Here is a 19,772-nt window from a genome sequence, read left to right on the forward strand (position 1 = left end):
CTTCCTTACGTCACTTGGCGGCGGACGGGGCGTCCTCGCCGAGCAGCTTGCCGTCCGAGGTCTCGAACTGCTTCTTGAACGACGCGATCGCCTCGGCGACGGCCTGCAGGGTGTCGTCCGACATCTTGCCGCCCTCGCGGATGGAGGTCATGAGGCCCTGCTCCTGACGGTGCAGGTACTCCAGCAGCTCCTTCTCGAAGCGGCGGATGTCGGCGACCGGCACCTCGTCCATCTTGCCGGTGGTGCCGGCCCAGACGGAGACGACCTGGTCCTCGGTGGCCATCGGCTGGTACTGGTCCTGCTTCAGCAGCTCGACCATGCGCTGACCGCGCTCCAGCTGCGACTTCGACGCGGCGTCCAGGTCGGAACCGAAGGCGGCGAACGCCTCCAGCTCACGGAACTGGGCGAGGTCCACGCGGAGCCGGCCGGAGACCTGCTTCATGGCCTTGTGCTGGGCGGAGCCACCGACGCGGGAGACCGAGATACCGACGTTCAGGGCCGGACGCTGGCCGGCGTTGAACAGGTCGGACTCCAGGAAGCACTGGCCGTCGGTGATGGAGATGACGTTGGTCGGGATGAACGCCGACACGTCGTTGGCCTTGGTCTCGACGATCGGGAGACCCGTCATCGAACCGGCGCCCTCGGCGTCGGAGAGCTTCGCGCAGCGCTCCAGCAGACGGGAGTGCAGGTAGAAGACGTCACCCGGGTAGGCCTCGCGGCCCGGCGGGCGGCGCAGCAGCAGCGACACGGCGCGGTAGGCGTCGGCCTGCTTCGACAGGTCGTCGAAGATGATCAGGACGTGCTTGCCCTCGTACATCCACTGCTGGCCGATGGCCGAGCCGGTGTACGGCGCCAGGTACTTGAAGCCGGCCGGGTCGGACGCCGGGGCGGCCACGATGGTCGTGTACTCCAGCGCGCCGTTCTCCTCCAGCGCGCGGCGGACCGACGCGATGGTGGAGCCCTTCTGGCCGACGGCGACGTAGATGCAGCGGACCTGCTTGTTCGGGTCGCCGGTGCGCCAGTTGTCACGCTGGTTGATGATCGTGTCGACGGCCAGGGCGGTCTTGCCGGTCTGGCGGTCGCCGATGACCAGCTGGCGCTGGCCGCGGCCGATCGGGGTCATGGCGTCGACGGCCTTGTAGCCCGTCTCCATCGGCTCGTGCACCGACTTGCGCTGCATGACCGTGGGGGCCTGCAGCTCGAGGGCACGGCGGCCCTCGGTCTCGATCTCGCCGAGGCCGTCGATCGGGTTGCCGAGGGGGTCGACGACGCGGCCGAGGTAGCCCTCGCCCACGGCGACCGACAGGACCTCGCCGGTGCGGGTGACCGGCTGGCCCTCCTCGATGCCGCTGAACTCACCGAGGACGACGCAACCGATCTCGCGCTCCTCGAGGTTGAGGGCGAGGCCGAGGGTGCCGTCCTCGAACTTCAGCAGTTCGTTGGCCATGGCCGAGGGCAGGCCCTCGACCTTCGCGATGCCGTCGCCGGCAAGGGTGACCGTACCGACCTCCTCGCGCGAGGCCGCGTCCGGCTTGTACGACTGGACGAAGTTCTCCAGTGCGTCCCGGATCTCCTCCGGCCGGATCGTGAGCTCCGCCATCTGAGTTCCCTGCTCTCCTTGTTGGGCCCGAAGTTTCACTTGGGGGGTATTCCACGAGTCGGGACTCCCCCCAATGAGAGGTGAATCCTCTGCACGGCCCAACCAGGGCCGTCGTAAGTACGTACTGCTACTGCTCTACTGCTTGTTGTGCTGTTGTCGCGTGCTGTTGTCGCGCTGGAAGCGTCAGCTCGCCATCCGGCGGCCAGCGTCCTCCAGGCGGTCCGCGATGGAGCCGTTGATGACCTCGTCACCGACCTGCACCCGGATCCCGCCGAGGACCTCGGGGTCCACGTCGAGGTTGAGGTGCATCGGACGGCCGTAGACCTTCGCGAGGGCCGCGCCGAGGCGCTGCTTCTGCGTGTCGCTCAGCGGCACCGCCGAGGTGACGACGGCGACCATCCGGTCCCGCCGGTCGGCGGCGAGCTTGGACAGGGACTCGAGTCCCGACTCCAGGCTACGTCCCCGCGGCGCGGTGACAAGGCGCGTCACCAGTCGCTCGGTGGTCTGCTCCGCCCGGCCGCCGAGCAGGCCGCGCAGCAGCTCGCCCTTGGCCGCGGTGGTGGCCGAGCGGTTGGTCAGCGCCGCGCGCAGCTCGGTGTTCGAGGCGACGATCCGGCCGAACCGGAACAGCTCGTCCTCGACGCTGTCGAGCCGGCCCCGCTTCTGGGCGGCGGTGAGGTCGGCGGTGTTCGCCAGCTCCTCCAGGGCGTCCACCAGGTCGCGCGACTGCGACCAGCGGGAGCGCACCATGCCGGCCACCACGTCGGCGGTCGTACCGCTGACCTGGGTGCCGAGGAGGCGCTGGGCGAGTTCGGCCTTGGCCTCGCCGGCCTGCGCCGGGTCGGTCAGGACCCGACGCAGCGACACCTCGCGGTGGAGCAGCGCGGTGACGGCGGCCAGCTCGTCGGCGAGCGAGCCGGCGTCCACGGACGTGGAGTCCGTCAGCGCGTCGAGACGCTCGCGTGCGGCAGCCAGGGCCTCGCGGCTCGCTCCGTTCATCGGGTCGCCTCTGCCTTCGTCGCCTTGTCGTCCAGCTCGTCCAGGAAGCGGTCGATCACGCGGCTCTGGCGGGCGTGGTCCTCGAGGGACTCGCCGACGAGCTTGCCGGCCAGCTCGGTGGCCAGCGTGCCGACGTCCTGGCGAAGCGCGGACGCGGCGGCCTTGCGGTCGGCCTGGATCTGGGCGTGACCGGCGGCGATGATCTCCTCACGCTGCCGCTGGCCTTCCGCGCGCATCTCGGCGATGAGCGTGGCGCCCTGCTCCTGCGCCTCCTGACGCAGGCGCGCGGCCTCGTGCCGTGCCTCGGCGAGCTGTGCCTTGTACTGCTCAAGGACGCTCTGGGCCTCGGTCTGCGCGGCCTCGGCCTTCTCGATACCGCCCTCGATGGCCTCGCGACGCTCTTCCAGAACCTTGTTGATGTTCGGGAGCAGCTTCTTGGCGAGGAAGCCGAAGACGATGACGAAAGCGATGAGGCCGATGACAACTTCCGGCCACGGCGGAATGAGGGGATTCTCCTTCTCACCCTCAGCCGCCAGGAAAACCAGGGCGGAGTTCACATCAGTGCCTTTCGTCGAAAGGGTCGGTCGTCAGTGCTCGTCTTAGTAGACGAACGGCATGACGAGACCGATGAGGGCGAGCGCCTCACAGAACGCGAAGCCCAGGATCTGGTTGGCGCGGATCAGACCGGCCGCCTCGGGCTGGCGGGCGAGGGCCTGGGTGCCGTTGCCGAAGATGATGCCGACGCCGACGCCGGGGCCAATGGCGGCCAGGCCGTAACCGACGGAGCTGAGCGAACCTTCGACGGCAGCAAGGGTCTGGGACATGCCAGTTCTTCCTTCTCTTTACGGACCGGTGGGGGTTGGCCACCGGACGGCTGGGGGTGTGATGCGGGACGGCTCAGTGGTGCTCGGCGAGCGCGCCCTGGATGTAGGTGCAGGTCAGCAGCACGAACACGTACGCCTGCACGGCCTGGATGAAGAGCTCGAAGGCCGTCATGATGATCGTCATCACGAACGAGACGCCCGCGTAGGCGATGCCGATGCCGTTCAGCAGGTACCAGCTGGCGATCGTGAAGAGGAGCAGCAGCGTGTGGCCCGCGAACATGTTCGCGAAGAGCCGGACGGCGTGGGTGAAGGGACGGACCAGCAGGTTCGAGAAGAACTCGATGGTCATCGACAGCGGCAGCACCGCGCCGAGGGACTTGTCGTAGCCCGTCACGTTCTTGAAGAAGCCGACGAAGCCGTGGCGCTTGAAGGTGAGCGAGACCCACAGGACGTAGACGATCAGGGCCAGGACCATCGGGTAGGCGATGATCGAGGTGACCGGGAACTGGGCGACCGGGATGATCGACCAGAGGTTCATCATCCAGACGAAGAAGAAGAGCGTCACGACGAGCGGGACGTACTTCTCGCCTTCCTTCTTGCCGATGGTCTCGTAGACGACGCCGCGGCGGATGAAGTCGTAGCCGGCCTCGGCGACCATCTGGAGCTTGCCGGGGACGACCTTCGGCTTGTTGAAGGCGGCCCAGAAGAAGCCCACGATGATGACCGAGCCGAGCAGCGCGAGCAGCATCGGCTTGTTGAAGTACATGCCGTTGCCGTCTGCGTTGCCCCAGAGCGGCTCGAAGAGGAACGAGTGCAGGCCGGGAGCCGGGAAACCACAACCGTCGAAGATGTGGCAGTCGGTCTCGAAGGCGAGCACCTGCGTCGGGTCAGCACTCACCGCGGGCTCCTTCATCGTGGCGCATGGGTACGGCAACCTCGTTGTGTCGGCGCGGCGCGTGACCGCTGTTCGGCACGGGACTGGTGTTACGGATGTGGGGGCGGCTGTGGGGCATCTCGCCTCGCGAATGAGCAGGCGTCAGCTGGGATGCCCGCGCCCGCGATGCCGCAGTTGGCACCGGACGATAGCAGGACTTCACATGCCTCTTTATCCCGGCCCTACCCGTCACGACGAGCGGCCCGTCTTTTCGGACTTTTCGCTCGACGACTCGGGCTCGACGTAGAGAATCTTGGCCTTCATGTGCGCCCGCGTCTGCGCGGCGATCCACGTGAGCGTGGCGACGACCAAGGTGATCGCGAAGGACCGGGGGTTGAACAGCGTCGTGTTCTTGAACGCGGCCAGGAAGACGAACAGCAGCAGGATCTGTGCCGCGTAGAGCATCAGGCCCATCGCCTGGAAAAGGTGCGGAAGCGATTTGGCGGTGCGCTGCAGGACGTAGAGCCCGATTCCCATGAAGAGCATCGCCACCACGGTCGCGACGACGGCGCCGACCGCTCCCTTGCCGCCGGCGACCACGGCGCTGACGACGGCGGCTACTGCGCCGACGGCAGCCGTGGGCACGGCAGCCTGAAGCAAGGTCCGGACGTCATTGGACGGCATGGCGGCAACTCCGCTTTTTCACAGGGGGCAGGGTGTCGTCATGGACGAGCGTAGTCCCGGGCCGAACGGTGTCCTGACGCTCAAGAGACCGTCGCACTACGGTCCTTAAGCCTTACCCGGGGGTTCTCGTGAACCGTATCACAAACTATTTGATGAGGTCTTTACCTGAGGGTGTGCTTGCTGTCACACATGAGAGTGACGGTGCGCGTGTGTGCAATTACTGCGCCCACTTGTCTGGTAATGGGGCAGTTCGTTCCCCCACGAGTTGGCAATGCTCTAGTCAGATTCTTACCTTGTGCCTCTTACCTCGTGCGCGAACGGGGGCCGACGGCAGTGGCCCCGTTGACGCCCGAGACGCCGACGGCTACGGGCACGCGCTCCTCTTCCTCGTCCACCGCGGGCGCGGGCTCTGCCTCGACGGCCACGGCCTTGCGGCGGCGGTAGCGGGGCGGCACGAAGCGCTCGGCCCAGCGCGGGGCGCGCGGCGTGAAGCGCGGCAGCAGGAGCAGCACCAGCCCGACCGCGCTCAGCGCGACCACGCCCAGCACGATCCACATCGACGCCGAGTTGACGGAGTAGGCGAGCGCGCCGAAGGCGATCAGCGCCGACCAGAAGTACATGATCAGCACCGCGCGGCTGTGCGAGTGCCCCACCTCCAGCAGCCGGTGGTGCAGGTGCCCCCGGTCGGCGGCGAACGGCGACTGGCCGCGCCAGGTGCGGCGCACGATCGCGAGGATCAGGTCGGCGGCCGGGATGGCGATGATGGTCAGCGGCATCAGCAGCGGGATGTAGACGGGCACCATCTGGTGCACGGTGTTGCGCTCGGAACCGGAGAACAGCTTCATCACGTCCGGGTCGACCTGCCCGGTCACCGAGATCGCGCCGGCCGCGAGGACGAGTCCGATCAGCATCGAGCCGGAGTCGCCCATGAAGATCCGGGCGGGGTGCATGTTGTGCGGCAGGAAGCCGAGGCACATGCCCATGAGGATCACCGCGAACAGCGTCGCGGGTGCGGCGGCCTCGATGCCGTACGAGTACCAGATGCGGTAGGCGTACATGAAGAACGCCGCCGCCGCGATGCACACCATCCCCGCCGCGAGCCCGTCCAGGCCGTCCACGAAGTTGACCGCGTTGATGGTGATGACGACCAGCGCCACCGTCAGCAGCGTGCCCTGCCACTGGGTGAGCGCCACCGTGCCGACGCCCGGCAGCGGGATCCACAGGATGGTCAGACCCTGGACCACCATCACGCCGGCGGCGATCATCTGCCCGCCCAGCTTGATCAGGGCGTCGATCTCGAACTTGTCGTCCAGGACGCCGATCAGCCAGATCAGGGCGGCGCCGGAGAGCAGGGCGCGCGGCTCGTTGGACTTCTCGAAGACCTCACTGAGGTTGGTGAGGTGGTCGGCGACCAGCAGACCGGCGCACAGCCCGAAGAACATGGCGATACCGCCGAGGCGCGGAGTGGGTTCCCGGTGCACGTCACGTGCCCGGATCTCCGGCATCGCCCCCGCCACGATCGCGAACTTCCGTACCGGTCCTGTCAGCAGGTACGTCACCGCGGCCGTGATGCAGAGCGTCAGCAGGTATTCACGCACGGGCTTCCCCACAGGTCTCGCTGGCCATTCCCAGCCTCACACCCTAGCGATGCGCGCATACGGTTGAGGACTTCCGGGTAGCGACGATGGTTGCACGTGTGGCTGTGCACGTGCGTTCGCCTACCCCGCCTCAGTCCGGATACGGCGGGAACTGCGCGACCAGATCCCGTACGTCGTCCCGCGTCTTCGCCGGGTCCGTGCCGCCCCTGAGTACCTCGGCGAGCAGGGTGGCCACCGCCCGCATCTCCCGCTCCCCCATGCCCTGTGTGGTGACGGCGGCGGTGCCCAGGCGCAGCCCGCGGGCGTCCGCGTGCGGCAGGGCGCAGCAGTCCAGGACGATCCCGGCCGCGGCGAGCCGGCCCCGCGCGGTCCTGCCGTCGACGCCGAGCGGGGCCGGGTCGACGGTGAGCAGGTGGGTGTCGGTGCCCCCGGTCGTGACGGTGAGGCCCTCGGCGGCCAGGTGGGCGGCGAGGGTGCGGGCGTTGGCGATCACCTGATGGGTGTACGCGGCGAACGCCGGGGTGGCCGCCTCGCCGAAGGCGACGGCCTTGGCGGCGATGGTGTGCATCTGCGCGCCGCCCTGGGTGAACGGGAAGACGGCCCGGTCGACCCGCTCGGCGAGATCCGAGCCGCACAGGACCATGCCGCCGCGCGGCCCGCGCAGCACCTTGTGCGTGGTGGCGCACACCACGTCGGCGTACGGCACCGGGCTGGGCGCCGCTCCCCCCGCGACCAGCCCGATCGGGTGCGCGGCGTCCGCGACGAGGTAGGCGCCCACCTCGTCGGCGATGTCGCGGAAGGCCGCGTAGTCGGGGTTGCGGGGGTAGGCGATGGACCCGCACACGATCGCCTTGGGACGGTGCGTACGGGCCAGGGTGCGCACCTGGTCGTAGTCGATCAGCCCGGTCTCCGCGTCCACGCCGTAGCCGACGAAGTCGAACCAGCGGCCGGAGAAGTTCGCCGGGGAGCCGTGGGTGAGGTGGCCGCCGTAGGGCAGGCCGAGGGCGAGGACGGTGTCCCCGGGGCGCAGCAGGGCGGCGTAGGCGGCCAGCACGGCGGAGGAGCCCGAGTGGGACTGCACGTTGGCGTGCTCGGCGCCGAAGAGGGCCTGGGCGCGCTCCACGGCCAGCCGCTCGGCGACGTCGACGATCTCGCAGCCGCCGTGGTGCCGGGCGCCCGGGTAGCCCTCGGCGTACTTGTTGGCCAGCGGGGAGCCGAGGGCGGCCAGCACGGCGGGGGACGTGAAGTTCTCGGCGGCGATCAGCTGGAGGGTCGTCGACTGGCGGCGGCCCTCGGTGAGCAGGATCTCGGCGAGCTCGGGATCCTGGCGCAGCAGGACGCCGAGCGTGCTGTCATCGGCCTCGAGGATGTCGTGGGTGACCGACATGGTGCGCTCCGGGCGTGCGTCGACGGTGACGTACGACCAATGTAGGCCCGCCACGCGCATGCCGCCCGGCATCCCCGCACGACGGCGGCCCTACGTCCCTTGTGTATCTCGTCGCCGAGCGACCGGAAAGAAGGTCAGCGGCGCCCCGTACGGGCCCCGTCCCGGACGCGCCCGGCGGGTCTCCCGGGCATCGTGACGCCGCGGCGGCTCCGCCCGCCGGTCCGCGTCCCGCCCGGCCTCACGCCCGAGCGCGAACCCCCGTCAACGCCGTCACCACCGGGTCCAGCGCCTGGTGTATCTCGTCGCCGACCGAACGGAAGAAGGTCAGCGGCGCCCCGTACGGGTCGTACACCTCGTCCGCCTCCGCCGTGGGGGCCAGCAGCCATCCGCGCAGCGCCGCCGCCGCGCGCACCAGGGCGCGGGCGCGGACGACCACGCCGTCGTCCAGGGACGGCAGCGTCGCGGGGTCGATGGCGTTCACCAGGCGGGTGAACTCCTTGAGGGTGAAGGTGCGCAGCCCGGCCGAGTGGCCCATGGAGATGACCTGCGCGCGGTGGTCCCGGGTCGCGGTGAGGACCAGGTCGGCGCGGATCACGTGCTCGTCGAGCAGCTCGCGCCCGGTGAAGCCGGCCGCGTCCGCGCCGAAGTCGGCGAGGACCGTCTCCGCGTTCGCCTCCATGGGCGCGCCCTCGTGGCCCCAGGTGCCCGCGCTCTCCACGATGAGGCCGCCGCCCAGCACACCGAGCCGCTCCGTCACGAAATGCCGGGTCAGCCGCTCGGTGATGGGCGAGCGGCACACGTTTCCGGTGCTGACGTGGAGGATGCGGAAGCTGTCGCGCGGGAGACCGACGAACGTGGTCGTGATCTCCGCGGCGCGTTCCCCGTTGCCTATGCCACGCCCCGTCTCAGGGGCCGTCAATTCGCCACCTCGAGGTCGGGTACTACCTTCCGCAGCTCCTCGGCCGACAGCGCGCCCGCGCGCAGCAGCACGGGCACCTCGCGGGTGACGTCGACGATGGACGACGGGACGATGCCGGGGGTGGGGCCGCCGTCGAGGTAGACGGAGACGGAGTCGCCGAGCATCTGCTGGGCGGCGTCGCAGTCCTCGGGCGCCGGGTGGCCGGTGAGGTTGGCGGAGGAGACGGCCATGGGGCCGACCTCAGTGAGCAGCTCGATGGCGACCGGGTGCAGCGGCATGCGGACGGCGACCGTGCCGCGGGTCTCCCCGAGGTCCCACTGGAGCGACGGCTGGTGCTTGGCGACCAGCGTCAGCGCGCCCGGCCAGAAGGCGTCGACCAGCTCCCAGGCCATCTCGGAGAAGTCGGTGACCAGGCCGTGCAGGGTGTTCGGCGAGCCGATGAGGACGGGCGAGGGCATGTTGCGCCCCCGGCCCTTGGCCTCCAGCAGGTCACCGACGGCCTCCGCGGTGAAGGCGTCGGCGCCGATGCCGTACACGGTGTCCGTCGGCAGCACCACGAGCTCGCCACGGCGGACGGCGGACGCGGCCTCGCGCAGACCGGTCACACGGTCGGTCGCGTCGTTGGTGTCGTATCGCCGTGCCATCTAGCTGGCCTCCTCGTACACGTACTGCGGGGTTGAAGTCGGTTCGGTGCTCACGGCAGCGCCTTGCGGGCCGTCGCGAAGCGGGGGCGGTTGTTGAGGTCGGGGTGGTCGGCCGCGTCGGCCCAGCCCCGCTCCTCGGTGAAGATCCACGGCACCTGGCCGCCCTGGGTGTCGGCGTGCTCGACGACGACGACCCCGCCGGGGCGCAGCAGGCGGTGCGCGGTGCGTTCCAGGCCCCGGATCAGGTCGAGGCCGTCCTCGCCGGAGAACAGGGCCAGCTCGGGATCGTGGTCGCGGGCCTCGGGGGCGACGTACTCCCACTCGGTGAGCGGGATGTACGGCGGGTTGGAGACCACCAGGTCGACCTGGCCGTCGAGGTCCGGGAAGGCCGTCAGGGCGTCGCCCTGGCGCAGTTCCACCCTGGACCCCTCCATGTTCTTCCGGGTCCACTTCAGGGCGTCCTCGGACAGCTCCACGGCGTACACGCGCGAGCGCGGCACCTCCTGCGCGAGGGCGAGTGCGATGGCGCCCGAGCCGGTGCACAGGTCGACGATGCAGGGCTCGACGACGTCCATGGCGCGCACGGCGTCTATGGCCCAGCCGACGACGGACTCCGTCTCCGGGCGGGGCACGAAGACGCCGGGGCCTACCTGGAGCTCCAGGTAGCGGAAGTAGGCGCGGCCGGTGATGTGCTGGAGCGGTTCGCGCGCCTCGCGGCGGGCGACGACCTCCCAGTACCGGGCGTCGAAGTCCGCGTCCGGCACGGTGTGCAGCTCGCCCCGCTTGACGCCGTGCAGGTACGCGGCGAGCTCCTCCGCGTCGGTGCGCGGCGAGGGCACGCCGGCGTCGGCCAGCCGCTGGGTGGCCTGGGCCACCTCCATGAGCAGCAGGTTCACGCTGGTCCTCCGGGGCTGAGCTGTTGTCCGGTGCGGGTGGTGCGGCGGTTCTTACGCGGCGGCCAGCTTGGCGGCCGAGTCCGCGTCGACGCAGGCCTGGATCACCGAGTCGAGGTCGCCGTCCAGGACCTGGTCCAGGTTGTACGCCTTGAAGCCGACGCGGTGGTCCGAGATGCGGTTCTCCGGGAAGTTGTACGTACGGATCTTCTCGGAGCGGTCGACGGTGCGGACCTGGCTGCGCCGGGCGTCCGCGGCCTCCTTCTCCGCCTCCTCCTGCGCCGCCGCGAGCAGCCTGGAGCGCAGGATACGCATCGCCTGCTCCTTGTTCTGCAGCTGGCTCTTCTCGTTCTGGCAGGAGGCGACGACTCCGGTCGGGATGTGCGTGATGCGCACGGCGGAGTCGGTGGTGTTGACGGACTGGCCGCCGGGGCCGGAGGACCGGTAGACGTCGATGCGCAGGTCGTTGGGGTTGATCTCGACGTCGATCTCCTCGGCCTCGGGGGTCACGAGGACACCGGCCGCGGAGGTGTGGATGCGGCCCTGCGACTCGGTGGCCGGCACCCGCTGCACGCGGTGCACGCCGCCCTCGTACTTCAGGCGCGCCCAGACGCCCTGGCCGGGCTCGGTGGCGCCCTGGCCGCCCTTGGTCTTCACGGCGACCTGGACGTCCTTGTAGCCGCCCAGCTCGGACTCGGTGGAGTCGATGATCTCGGTCTTCCAGCCGACGCGCTCGGCGTAGCGCAGGTACATGCGCAGCAGGTCGCCGGCGAACAGGGCGGACTCGTCGCCGCCCGCGCCCGCCTTGATCTCGAGGATGACGTCCTTGTCGTCGCTGGGGTCGCGCGGGACGAGGAGCAGGCGGAGCTTCTCGGTGAGCTCCTCGCGCTGCTTGTCCAGTTCCTTGACCTCGGCGGCGAAGTCCGGGTCGTCGGCGGCCAGCTCGCGCGCGGTCTCGATGTCGTCGCCGGTCTGCTTCCAGGAGCGGAACGTGGCGACGATCGGGGTGAGCTCGGCGTAGCGCTTGTTCAGCTTGCGCGCGTTCGCCTGGTCGGCGAAGACCGACGGGTCGGCGAGCTTCTTCTCCAGGTCGGCGTGCTCGGCGACGAGTTCCTCGACGGCCTCGAACATCTTGGGCTCCTGCTTACTGCTTGGAAGGGGAAGGCGGGCGACCAAAAACGCCGGTCCCGGCGCTCCCCCGGCTGGGGGCGCGGCCGTGGACCGGCGATCGGTGGCTCGCTACTTCTTGGAGCCGGCGGCAGCCTTGCCGAAGCGGGCCTCGAAGCGGGCCACGCGGCCACCGGTGTCGAGGATCTTCTGCTTGCCCGTGTAGAACGGGTGGCACTCGGAGCAGACCTCGGCGCGGATGGTGCCGCTGTCGATGGTGCTGCGGGTGGTGAACGACGCGCCACAGGTGCAGCTGACCTGCGTCTCGACGTACTCGGGGTGGATGTCGCGCTTCAAGGGTGTCTCCTAGGTTCGGGAGGGCGCCGGGTCGCTGACGCGGGGTGCGGGAGCGTGAACCGGGGCCGACGGTCCAGTCTGCCAGGACTGGGTCCATCCCCCAAAACCGGGGGCCGCCGTCATTTATTCCGCCGCGTTCACGACACCCTTGGCCCCACCGGTGGCCGTTCCCTCCGTGGCCGACTCCGGGATCGGCCGGTCGTTCCTGAGGGCCGTCCACACCTGGTCGGCCTTGGCCTTCTCCAGCAGGACCCGGTTCGGGTCCGCGGGGTCGTAGACGACCGGCATCGTGACCATGTGCATGTTGTCGGGGGTGATGCCCTTCAGGCCGGTCGCGAAGGACATCAGGGAGTTCACCGAGCCCAGGTCGGAGTCGGTGGTCACGGTCTTGGTGGCGGTGTCGGCGATGTCGTACAGCTTCTTGGGGTTGCCGAGCAGGCCGATGTCCTTCACCTGGTCGACCAGTGCCTTGACGAAGGCCTGCTGGAGCTGGATGCGGCCGAGATCGGAGCCGTCGCCGACGCCGTGCCGGGTGCGGACCAGGCCGAGGGCCTGTTCGCCGTCGAGCGTGTGGGTGCCGGCGGGCAGGTCGAGGTGGCTGTCGGGGTCCTTGATGGCCTCGGTGGTGGTGATGTCGACGCCGCCGAGGTCGTCGATGAGCTGCTGGAACCCCTTGAAGTCGACCTCCAGGTAGTGGTCCATGCGCAGCCCGCTGACCGACTCGACGGTCTTCACGGCGCAGGCGGCGCCGCCCGTGGAGTAGGCGGAGTTGAACATCACGTCGTTCGCCGCGGGGTGCTCGTCGCCGTCGGCGCCGGTGCACTCGGGGCGGTCGATGAGGGTGTCGCGCGGGATGGAGACGACGCTGGCCTGCTTGTGGCCCTTGTAGACGTGCACGATCATCGCGGTGTCGGAGCGGGCGGTGCCGTCGTCGGTGCCGCCGCCGAGCTTCTCGTTGGCGCCGGCGCGGGTGTCCGAGCCGAGCACGAGGATGTTCTGCGACCCGTTGTCGGCCTTCTGAGGCCGGTCGGTGCCGAGCACCTGGTCGATGTCGACGCTCTGGAGGTTGCCGTTGAGCTTGAAGAGCACGACTCCGGCGCCGGTGCCGCCGAGGACCACGATGCCCGCCGCGCTCCAGGCCGCGATGAGCAGGGCCTTGCGCCGTTTGCCCGGGGGCTTGCGGCGGCGGCCCTTGCCCCGGCGGCCGGGTCCGGTGGTGCGGGACTGCCCGGGGCCGGGTATCGCGGGATCCGGCGTGCTCTCGGCTGACATGGGCTCCTCGGTGTTCGTACGGTCGGTTACCCCCTGCGCTCAGGGTCGGGCCGGTCGGCTCCGGCGGTTTTCCGCCGGTACCTCACCATCGTCCCTCCGTGTCTGAGACGGCGGAACTCGGGACAGGGTTGCACAACGGTCTGTGGCGACCAGGTGGGCAATCGGTCACGGACCGTACTCACCGCCCGCCGGACCCCGGCGCTGACCTGCGTGTCCGCGGCCACCCGGGAGAGTGTTCACGGACCGTCGCGGGGCGGTGGCCTGTGGCGAAGGTCGCAACACGAAGGGGCCGCCTCCCGGTGAGGGAGGCGGCCCCTTCGATGGCTTTCGAAGGCTTTCAATGGCCTTCGACGGAGAGCCCGGCGGTGACTCAGTCGCCGTTGCCCGGCGTCGGCGTCGTCTTCTGGATCTGCATCAGGAACTCGACGTTCGACTTGGTCTGCTTCATCTTGTCGAGGAGCAGCTCGATCGCCTGCTGCTGGTCGAGGGCGTGCAGCACCCGGCGCAGCTTCCAGGTGACGGCGAGCTCCTCGCTGCCGAGCAGGATCTCCTCCTTGCGGGTGCCGGACGCGTCGACGTCCACCGCCGGGAAGATGCGCTTGTCGGCGAGCTTCCGGTCGAGCTTGAGCTCGGCGTTGCCGGTGCCCTTGAACTCCTCGAAGATGACCTCGTCCATGCGGGACCCGGTGTCCACCAGGGCGGTGGCGAGGATGGTCAGCGAACCGCCGTCCTCGATGTTGCGGGCCGCACCGAAGAAGCGCTTCGGCGGGTACAGGGCGGTCGAGTCGACACCACCGGACAGGATGCGGCCGGAGGCCGGGGCGGCGAGGTTGTACGCGCGGCCCAGGCGGGTGATCGAGTCGAGCAGCACGACGACGTCGTGGCCCAGCTCCACCAGGCGCTTGGCGCGCTCGATGGCCAGCTCGGCGACCGTGGTGTGGTCCTCGGCCGGGCGGTCGAAGGTCGAGGAGATGACCTCGCCCTTCACCGACCGCTGCATGTCGGTGACCTCTTCCGGACGCTCGTCGACCAGGACGACCATCAGGTGGCACTCGGGGTTGTTGTGGGTGATCGCGTTGGCGATCGCCTGCATGATCATGGTCTTGCCGGTCTTCGGCGGGGCCACGATCAGACCGCGCTGGCCCTTACCGATCGGCGCGACGAGGTCGATGATGCGGGTGGTGAGGACGCCCGGGTCCGTCTCCAGGCGGAGGCGGTCCTGCGGGTACAGCGGGGTGAGCTTGTTGAACTCCGGGCGGCCGCGGCCGTGTTCGGGCGCCATGCCGTTGACGGAGTCCAGGCGGACCAGCGCGTTGAACTTCTCGCGGCGCTCGCCCTCCTTGGGCTGGCGCACGGCACCGGTGATGTGGTCACCCTTGCGCAGGCCGTTCTTGCGGACCTGGGCGAGCGAGACGTACACGTCGTTCGGGCCCGGGAGGTAGCCGGAGGTACGGATGAACGCGTAGTTGTCGAGGATGTCCAGGATGCCCGCGACGGGGATCAGGACGTCGTCCTCGGCGATCTGCGGCTCCTGCACGTCGTCGCGCCCGCGACGGCCCCGGCGGTCCCGGTAGCGGCCGCGGCGGCCGCGGCGGCCGCCGCCGTCGTCGTCGTAGCCGTCGTCCTGCTGGCGGTCCTGACGGCCGCCGCCCTGCTGGCGGTCCTGGCGTCCACCGCCCTGGTTCTGGTCGTCGCCCTTGCCCCGGCGGTCGCGGTCGCGGTCCCGGCCGCGGTCGCGGCGGTCGCGACGGCGGCCCTCGCCGCCCTCGCCGTCGGAGCGGGAGTCGCCCTGGCCCTGCTGGTGGCCCTGGCCCTGCTGCTGGGCCGACGACTCGGCCTTCGGCTCGCCGCGGGTCTCCACGGCCACGGTCTCGGTGGCCGCGGACGGGCTGCCCGCGTCGGCGGTGGCCCGGCGGCGCCGGCGCTCGGCGGGGGCCTCGTCACCGGCGGCACCGGCCGTCTCGCCCGAGGGCGAGACCTTGGGGGACGGCTGACCGGGGATCTCGATCTGCTGCTGGGCGGCGGCCTTGTCGGCGGCCGTCTTGTCCGCCTTCTTCCCGGCCTTCTCCGCCTTGCCGGACTTCTCGGCCTTCTCCGCCTTCTCGGCGGGGGCCTCGTCGCCCGTACGGGTACGGGAGGTGGTGCGGCGCTTCGGCTTGGTCTCGCCGGCGTTGTCCGCGGCGGGCGCGGCCTTGGCGGGGGCTCCCCCGGCGGCCTGCGCCTCCTTGATGACCTCGATCAGCTGGCTCTTGCGCATACGCGCGGTGCCCCTGATGCCGAGGCCGGATGCGACCTGCTGCAGCTCGGCCAGCACCATGCCCTCGAGGCCGGTACCGCGGCGCCGCCGGGAGCCGGCACCGGTGGCAGGCGCGGAGGCGTCCGTGGCGGGCGCGGCAGCGGTCTCCTCGACACGTGCGCCCATCAGATCGGTGGTGTCGCTCACGAAGGGTCCTTCCCTGGAGCGGACGTCGGCCTGTCTGGCTCGGCGACCGGTTGTGCTGTCCGGCTTCGGTCCTTGCTGTGCGAACCGTGCCGGGGCGGTGGTCCGCCTGAACGGCGGAAGAGATATCTGGTGATGGCGCGCCCCCTGGCCGTGGCACCCGGTGTCTGTGTCACGCGGCGTGGTCGCACCTGTTCCGAAACGTGCCCGGCGGGCCGCTCAGTGTCCGCGTCGGCCGTACTGACCACGTACGACGTCCACTGCACAATGCGGCTTGGGGGGCTCCCGGAAGAATGTCTGTCCCGGACGGGGACACGAGGCACCTCGCCATGGTGGGGTCGGGTGCAGACTTGAGGTTAACACTACCGGATCCAACAAACATTCCCCCTCTCGAAATCCGGCAACCCACGCGTCTAGTTGTCGCTGGAGGTCGCCAGGGGCAGGACGCTCGCGCCCTGCTGGTCCAGGTCGAGCCGGTTGGCCGCCCAGTCCGTGCCGGCCAGCGCCTCGACCTTGTCGGCCGTGTCGGCGTCGGCCAGTGCCATCACCGTGGGCCCCGCGCCGGAGATCACCGCGGGGATGCCGTCGGCACGCAGCCGCTCCACCAGCGCCGCGCTCTCCGGCATGGCCGGCGCGCGGTACTCCTGGTGCAGACGGTCCTCGGTGGCCGGCAGCAGCAGCTCGGGGCGCCTGGTGAGGGCCTCGACGAGCAGCGCGGCGCGGCCGGCGTTGGCGGCGGCGTCGACGTGCGGGACGGTGCGCGGGAGGAGACCGCGGGCGGTCTCCGTCAGTACCGGCTTTCCGGGCACGAAAACCACCGGAACGATGGAATCGGCGGGCTGCATCCGGATCGCCCTGGCGGCGCCGGACTCCATCCAGGACAGGGTGAAGCCGCCCAGCAGGCAGGCCGCGACGTTGTCGGGGTGGCCCTCGATCTCGGTGGCGAGGTCGAGGAGCGCGGCGTCGTCGAGGCGGGCCTCGCCGCCTATGGTCACCGCGCGCGCGGCGACGATGCCCGCGCAGATGGCGGCGGAGGAGGAGCCGAGGCCGCGGCCGTGCGGGATGCGGTTGGCGCAGACGATCTCCAGGCCGCGCGGCTGTCCGCCGAGGAGGTCGAAGGCGGTGCGCAGGGAGCGTACGAGCAGGTGCTTCTCGTCGCGGGGCAGCGTCTCGCTGCCCTCCCCGGCGATGTCGATGTGCAGCCCGGAGTCGGCCACCCGGACGACCACGTCGTCGTACAAGCCCAGCGCGAGGCCGAGGGCGTCGAAGCCCGGGCCGAGGTTGGCGCTGGTGGCGGGGACGCGCACCCTGACGGCGGCGGCGCGGAACGCTGGACCGGCCATCTCTCGATGACTCTCCTTGAGCTGCGTGACTGTCGAATGACATTCGATGACGTACGGGACGCTGGGGCTCGCCGCTTCCTGTCGAACGGCCGGCCGCTTCCCGACCGCGGAGACAGCGCGGCCCCACGGCATATGCGGCAGGCGGGTTCGGTACAGCCTATCGAAGGAAGGTTCTGTGGCGACATAGGGCGCACAGGAGGCGCACGATGCGTGTCGTAAGCCCCCTGTGCACCCCCCGTAAAGGACTTTCCCGGCCGAGCGTCGCTTACGCCCTCTTACGCCGGTGAGATGGGGCGCGACCTCGGGCCCGGCGGTCGTACCGGGCCCGGGAGGGCGCTCAGATCAGGCCGAGCCGCTCGGCGGCCGTCGCCGCGTCGACGGGGACGGTGACGGGCTGCGGGGCACCGGCGACGGCCCAGTCGGGGTCCTTGAGCCCGTTGCCGGTGACGGTGCACACGATCCGCTGCCCCGGGTCGACCTTGCCGAGCTCGGCGGCCTTCAGCAGGCCGGCGACCGACGCGGCGGAGGCGGGCTCGACGAAGACGCCCTCCTGGGAGGCCAACAGCCGGTAGGCACGCAGGATCTCACGGTCCGTCACCTCGTCGATGGCGCCGCCCGACTCGTCCCGAGCGGCGAGCGCGAGGTCCCAGGAGGCTGGGTTGCCGATGCGGATGGCGGTGGCGATGGTCGACGGGTCCTTGACGACCTCGCCGCGCACGATCGGGGCGCTGCCGGAGGCCTGGAACCCCCACATGCGGGGCGTCTTCGTGCTGACCCCGTCGGCGGCGTACTCCCTGTACCCCTTCCAGTACGCGGTGATGTTGCCCGCGTTGCCGACCGGCAGGACGTGGATGTCGGGGGCGTCGCCGAGCATGTCGACGATCTCGAAGGCGGCCGTCTTCTGCCCCTCGATGCGCACCGGATTGACCGAATTGACCAGCGCCACCGGGTAGTTGTCGCTGAGCGCGCGGGCCAGGGTGAGGCAGTCGTCGAAGTTGCCGTCGACCTGGAGGATCTTCGCGCCGTGCACGAGCGCCTGGCCCATCTTGCCGAGCGCGATCTTGCCCTGCGGCACGAGCACGGCGGACACCATGCCCGCGCGCACGCCGTACGCGGCGGCGGAGGCGGACGTGTTGCCGGTGGAGGCGCAGATGACGGCCTGCGCGCCCTCCTCCTTCGCCTTGCTGATGGCCATCGTCATGCCGCGGTCCTTGAAGGACCCGGTCGGGTTGGCGCCCTCCACCTTGAGGTGGACCTCGCAGCCCGTGCGCTCGGAGAGCACCTGCGCGGGCACGAGCGGCGTGCCGCCCTCGCGGAGCGTCACGACGGGCGTGCTGTCGGAGACGGGCAGCCGGTCCCGGTACTCCTCGATGATTCCGCGCCACTGGTGGGTCATTGCTGGTTACTCTCCTTCAACCCGCATGATGCTGGCGACACCCCGCACGGTGTCGAGCTTGCGCAGCGCCTCGACGGTACCGCCGAGGGCGGCGTCGGACGCACGGTGGGTGACGACGACGAGGGAGGCCTCGCCGTCCTTGCCGGACTGCCGCACGGTGTCGATGGAGACACCGTGCTCCGCGAACACGGTCGCGACCTGGGCGAGGACGCCCGGTTTGTCGGCCACGTCGAGGCTGATGTGGTAGCGCGTGACGACGTCGCCCATCGGCGAGACGGGCAGTGCGGCGTAGGCGGACTCGCCGGGCCCGGTGGCGCCGCCGATCCGGTTGCGGCAGACGGCCACCAGGTCGCCGAGGACGGCGGACGCGGTCGGCGAACCGCCGGCGCCGGGACCGTAGAACATGAGCTGCCCGGCGGCCTCGGACTCGACGAAGACGGCGTTGTACGCCTCGCGCACATTGGCCAGCGGATGGCTGAGCGGAATCATCGCGGGGTGCACGCGCGCGGTGACCGATCCCCCGTCCGCCGCCCGCTCGCAGATGGCGAGCAGCTTGATGGTGCAGCCCATCTCCTTGGCGGAGGCGAAGTCGGCGGCGGTGACCTCGGTCATGCCCTCGCGGTAGACGTCGTCGAGGCGCACGCGCGTGTGGAAGGCGATCCCGGCGAGGATGGCGGCCTTGGCGGCGGCGTCGAAGCCCTCGACGTCGGCGGTCGGGTCGGCCTCGGCGTACCCGAGGGCGGTGGCCTCGTCGAGCGCCTCCTGGTACCCGGCACCGGTCGTGTCCATGGCGTCGAGGATGAAGTTGGTCGTCCCGTTGACGATGCCGAGCACCCGGTTGACCTTGTCGCCGGCCAGCGACTCGCGCAGCGGCCGGATCAGCGGGATGGCACCGGCGACGGCGGCCTCGTAGTAGAGGTCCTTGCCGTGCTCGTCGGCCGCGGCGTGCAGCGAGGCGCCGTCCTGGGCGATGAGCGCCTTGTTGGCGGACACCACGGACGCGCCGTGCTCGACGGCGGTGGTGATGAGCGTCCGCGCGGGCTCGATCCCCCCGATCACCTCCACCACGACGTCGATGTCCCCCCGCTTGACGAGCGCGGTGGCGTCGGTGGTGACGAGGGCCGGGTCGATGCCCTCCCGCACCTTGTCGGGCCGCCGTACGGCCACGCCCGCGAGCTCCACCGGGGCCCCGATCCGGGCGGCGAGGTCGTCGGCGTGCGTCGTCATGATGCGCGCCACCTCTGAGCCGACCACTCCACAGCCCAGCAGCGCCACCTTCAGCGGACGCGTACGCATCATCCGACCTCGTTTCCTCTTACCGTCTACGGTTCGACCAGTCTCACGCACCGGACGGGATTTCCTGCCATTCGTCCGCATCATGAGACGTTTATTTCATTTTCGCGGGGCTGGCGGCGCAAGATCTTTCGCCGCCCGC

At 70.3% G+C, this 19,772-nt stretch carries 18 protein-coding genes; all 18 read right to left on the bottom strand.

What is annotated here, in order from left to right; translation table 11 throughout:
* Window positions 1-10 precede the first annotated feature (10 nt).
* Window positions 11-1,600 (bottom strand): F0F1 ATP synthase subunit alpha, encoded by a 1,590-nt coding sequence (atpA, locus tag AMK11_RS06415; RefSeq protein ID WP_073724167.1) that lies wholly within the window; start codon window positions 1,598-1,600, stop codon window positions 11-13.
* Window positions 1,601-1,783: 183 nt separating this feature from the next.
* Window positions 1,784-2,599 (bottom strand): F0F1 ATP synthase subunit delta, encoded by an 816-nt coding sequence (locus AMK11_RS06420; RefSeq protein ID WP_073724169.1) that lies wholly within the window; start codon window positions 2,597-2,599, stop codon window positions 1,784-1,786.
* A complete protein-coding gene (locus AMK11_RS06425) occupies window positions 2,596-3,156 on the bottom strand; it encodes a F0F1 ATP synthase subunit B (protein ID WP_079187284.1) in 561 nt (186 codons plus the stop codon). The genes AMK11_RS06420 and AMK11_RS06425 overlap by 4 nt, the downstream gene beginning before the upstream one ends.
* A 42-nt stretch (window positions 3,157-3,198) precedes the next feature.
* Window positions 3,199-3,423: an ATP synthase F0 subunit C gene (gene atpE, locus AMK11_RS06430; RefSeq protein WP_030545783.1), complete on the bottom strand. Its 225-nt coding sequence runs from the start codon at window positions 3,421-3,423 to the stop codon at window positions 3,199-3,201.
* A 73-nt stretch (window positions 3,424-3,496) separates the two neighbouring features.
* A complete protein-coding gene (gene atpB, locus AMK11_RS06435; protein WP_073724171.1) occupies window positions 3,497-4,336 on the bottom strand; it encodes a F0F1 ATP synthase subunit A in 840 nt (279 codons plus the stop codon).
* 210 nt (window positions 4,337-4,546) lie between these two features.
* Window positions 4,547-4,981, bottom strand: coding sequence for a hypothetical protein (locus AMK11_RS06440; RefSeq protein ID WP_073724173.1), 435 nt, complete (start codon window positions 4,979-4,981; stop codon window positions 4,547-4,549).
* A gap of 302 nt (window positions 4,982-5,283) precedes the next feature.
* Window positions 5,284-6,579 carry an MraY family glycosyltransferase gene (locus AMK11_RS06445; protein ID WP_073724175.1) on the bottom strand — a complete coding sequence of 432 codons (1,296 nt, stop codon included), beginning with the start codon at window positions 6,577-6,579 and terminating at the stop codon, window positions 5,284-5,286.
* 130 nt (window positions 6,580-6,709) lie between these two features.
* Entirely contained in the window at window positions 6,710-7,966 is a 1,257-nt protein-coding gene (glyA, locus tag AMK11_RS06450) for a serine hydroxymethyltransferase (protein WP_073724177.1), read from the bottom strand.
* 238 nt (window positions 7,967-8,204) lie between these two features.
* Window positions 8,205-8,885, bottom strand: a complete 681-nt coding sequence (locus tag AMK11_RS06455; RefSeq protein WP_073724178.1) for an arsenate reductase/protein-tyrosine-phosphatase family protein — start codon at window positions 8,883-8,885, stop codon at window positions 8,205-8,207.
* Window positions 8,882-9,529 carry an L-threonylcarbamoyladenylate synthase gene (locus tag AMK11_RS06460; protein ID WP_030187245.1) on the bottom strand — a complete coding sequence of 216 codons (648 nt, stop codon included), beginning with the start codon at window positions 9,527-9,529 and terminating at the stop codon, window positions 8,882-8,884. Before AMK11_RS06460 ends, AMK11_RS06455 begins: the two co-directional genes overlap by 4 nt.
* 50 nt (window positions 9,530-9,579) lie before the next feature.
* The gene (prmC, locus tag AMK11_RS06465; RefSeq protein ID WP_073724179.1) at window positions 9,580-10,425 is read right to left on the bottom strand and encodes a peptide chain release factor N(5)-glutamine methyltransferase; all 846 of its coding nucleotides are present in this window, start codon (window positions 10,423-10,425) and stop codon (window positions 9,580-9,582) included.
* Window positions 10,426-10,476: 51 nt separating this feature from the next.
* The gene (prfA, locus tag AMK11_RS06470; protein ID WP_030402743.1) at window positions 10,477-11,553 is read right to left on the bottom strand and encodes a peptide chain release factor 1; all 1,077 of its coding nucleotides are present in this window, start codon (window positions 11,551-11,553) and stop codon (window positions 10,477-10,479) included.
* Between the two features lie 108 nt (window positions 11,554-11,661).
* Window positions 11,662-11,886, bottom strand: coding sequence for a 50S ribosomal protein L31 (rpmE, locus tag AMK11_RS06475; protein WP_018571447.1), 225 nt, complete (start codon window positions 11,884-11,886; stop codon window positions 11,662-11,664).
* Window positions 11,887-12,009: 123 nt separating this feature from the next.
* Window positions 12,010-13,158 (bottom strand): LCP family protein, encoded by a 1,149-nt coding sequence (locus tag AMK11_RS06480; protein WP_073724180.1) that lies wholly within the window; start codon window positions 13,156-13,158, stop codon window positions 12,010-12,012.
* 370 nt (window positions 13,159-13,528) lie between these two features.
* Window positions 13,529-15,601: a transcription termination factor Rho gene (gene rho, locus AMK11_RS06485; protein WP_073724181.1), complete on the bottom strand. Its 2,073-nt coding sequence runs from the start codon at window positions 15,599-15,601 to the stop codon at window positions 13,529-13,531.
* A 410-nt stretch (window positions 15,602-16,011) separates the two neighbouring features.
* Window positions 16,012-16,941 carry a homoserine kinase gene (gene thrB, locus AMK11_RS06490; RefSeq protein WP_073724182.1) on the bottom strand — a complete coding sequence of 310 codons (930 nt, stop codon included), beginning with the start codon at window positions 16,939-16,941 and terminating at the stop codon, window positions 16,012-16,014.
* Between the two features lie 337 nt (window positions 16,942-17,278).
* Window positions 17,279-18,337 carry a threonine synthase gene (thrC, locus tag AMK11_RS37330; protein ID WP_073724183.1) on the bottom strand — a complete coding sequence of 353 codons (1,059 nt, stop codon included), beginning with the start codon at window positions 18,335-18,337 and terminating at the stop codon, window positions 17,279-17,281.
* Between the two features lie 6 nt (window positions 18,338-18,343).
* Entirely contained in the window at window positions 18,344-19,636 is a 1,293-nt protein-coding gene (locus AMK11_RS37335; RefSeq protein WP_073724184.1) for a homoserine dehydrogenase, read from the bottom strand.
* Between the last annotated feature and the right edge of the window lie 136 nt (window positions 19,637-19,772).

Source organism: Streptomyces sp. CB02414 (assembly GCF_001905385.1).
GTDB lineage: Bacteria > Actinomycetota > Actinomycetes > Streptomycetales > Streptomycetaceae > Streptomyces.

Coding starts and splice junctions, on each gene's coding strand:
- atpA (WP_073724167.1), bottom strand. CDS start 1,600: ATGGCGGAGCTCACGATCCGGCCGGAGGAGATCCGGGACGCACTGGAG.
- AMK11_RS06420 (WP_073724169.1), bottom strand. CDS start 2,599: ATGAACGGAGCGAGCCGCGAGGCCCTGGCTGCCGCACGCGAGCGTCTC.
- atpE (WP_030545783.1), bottom strand. CDS start 3,423: ATGTCCCAGACCCTTGCTGCCGTCGAAGGTTCGCTCAGCTCCGTCGGT.
- atpB (WP_073724171.1), bottom strand. CDS start 4,336: ATGAAGGAGCCCGCGGTGAGTGCTGACCCGACGCAGGTGCTCGCCTTC.
- AMK11_RS06440 (WP_073724173.1), bottom strand. CDS start 4,981: ATGCCGTCCAATGACGTCCGGACCTTGCTTCAGGCTGCCGTGCCCACG.
- glyA (WP_073724177.1), bottom strand. CDS start 7,966: ATGTCGGTCACCCACGACATCCTCGAGGCCGATGACAGCACGCTCGGC.
- AMK11_RS06460 (WP_030187245.1), bottom strand. CDS start 9,529: ATGGCACGGCGATACGACACCAACGACGCGACCGACCGTGTGACCGGT.
- prfA (WP_030402743.1), bottom strand. CDS start 11,553: ATGTTCGAGGCCGTCGAGGAACTCGTCGCCGAGCACGCCGACCTGGAG.
- AMK11_RS06480 (WP_073724180.1), bottom strand. CDS start 13,158: ATGTCAGCCGAGAGCACGCCGGATCCCGCGATACCCGGCCCCGGGCAG.
- thrB (WP_073724182.1), bottom strand. CDS start 16,941: ATGGCCGGTCCAGCGTTCCGCGCCGCCGCCGTCAGGGTGCGCGTCCCC.
- thrC (WP_073724183.1), bottom strand. CDS start 18,337: ATGACCCACCAGTGGCGCGGAATCATCGAGGAGTACCGGGACCGGCTG.
- AMK11_RS37335 (WP_073724184.1), bottom strand. CDS start 19,636: ATGATGCGTACGCGTCCGCTGAAGGTGGCGCTGCTGGGCTGTGGAGTG.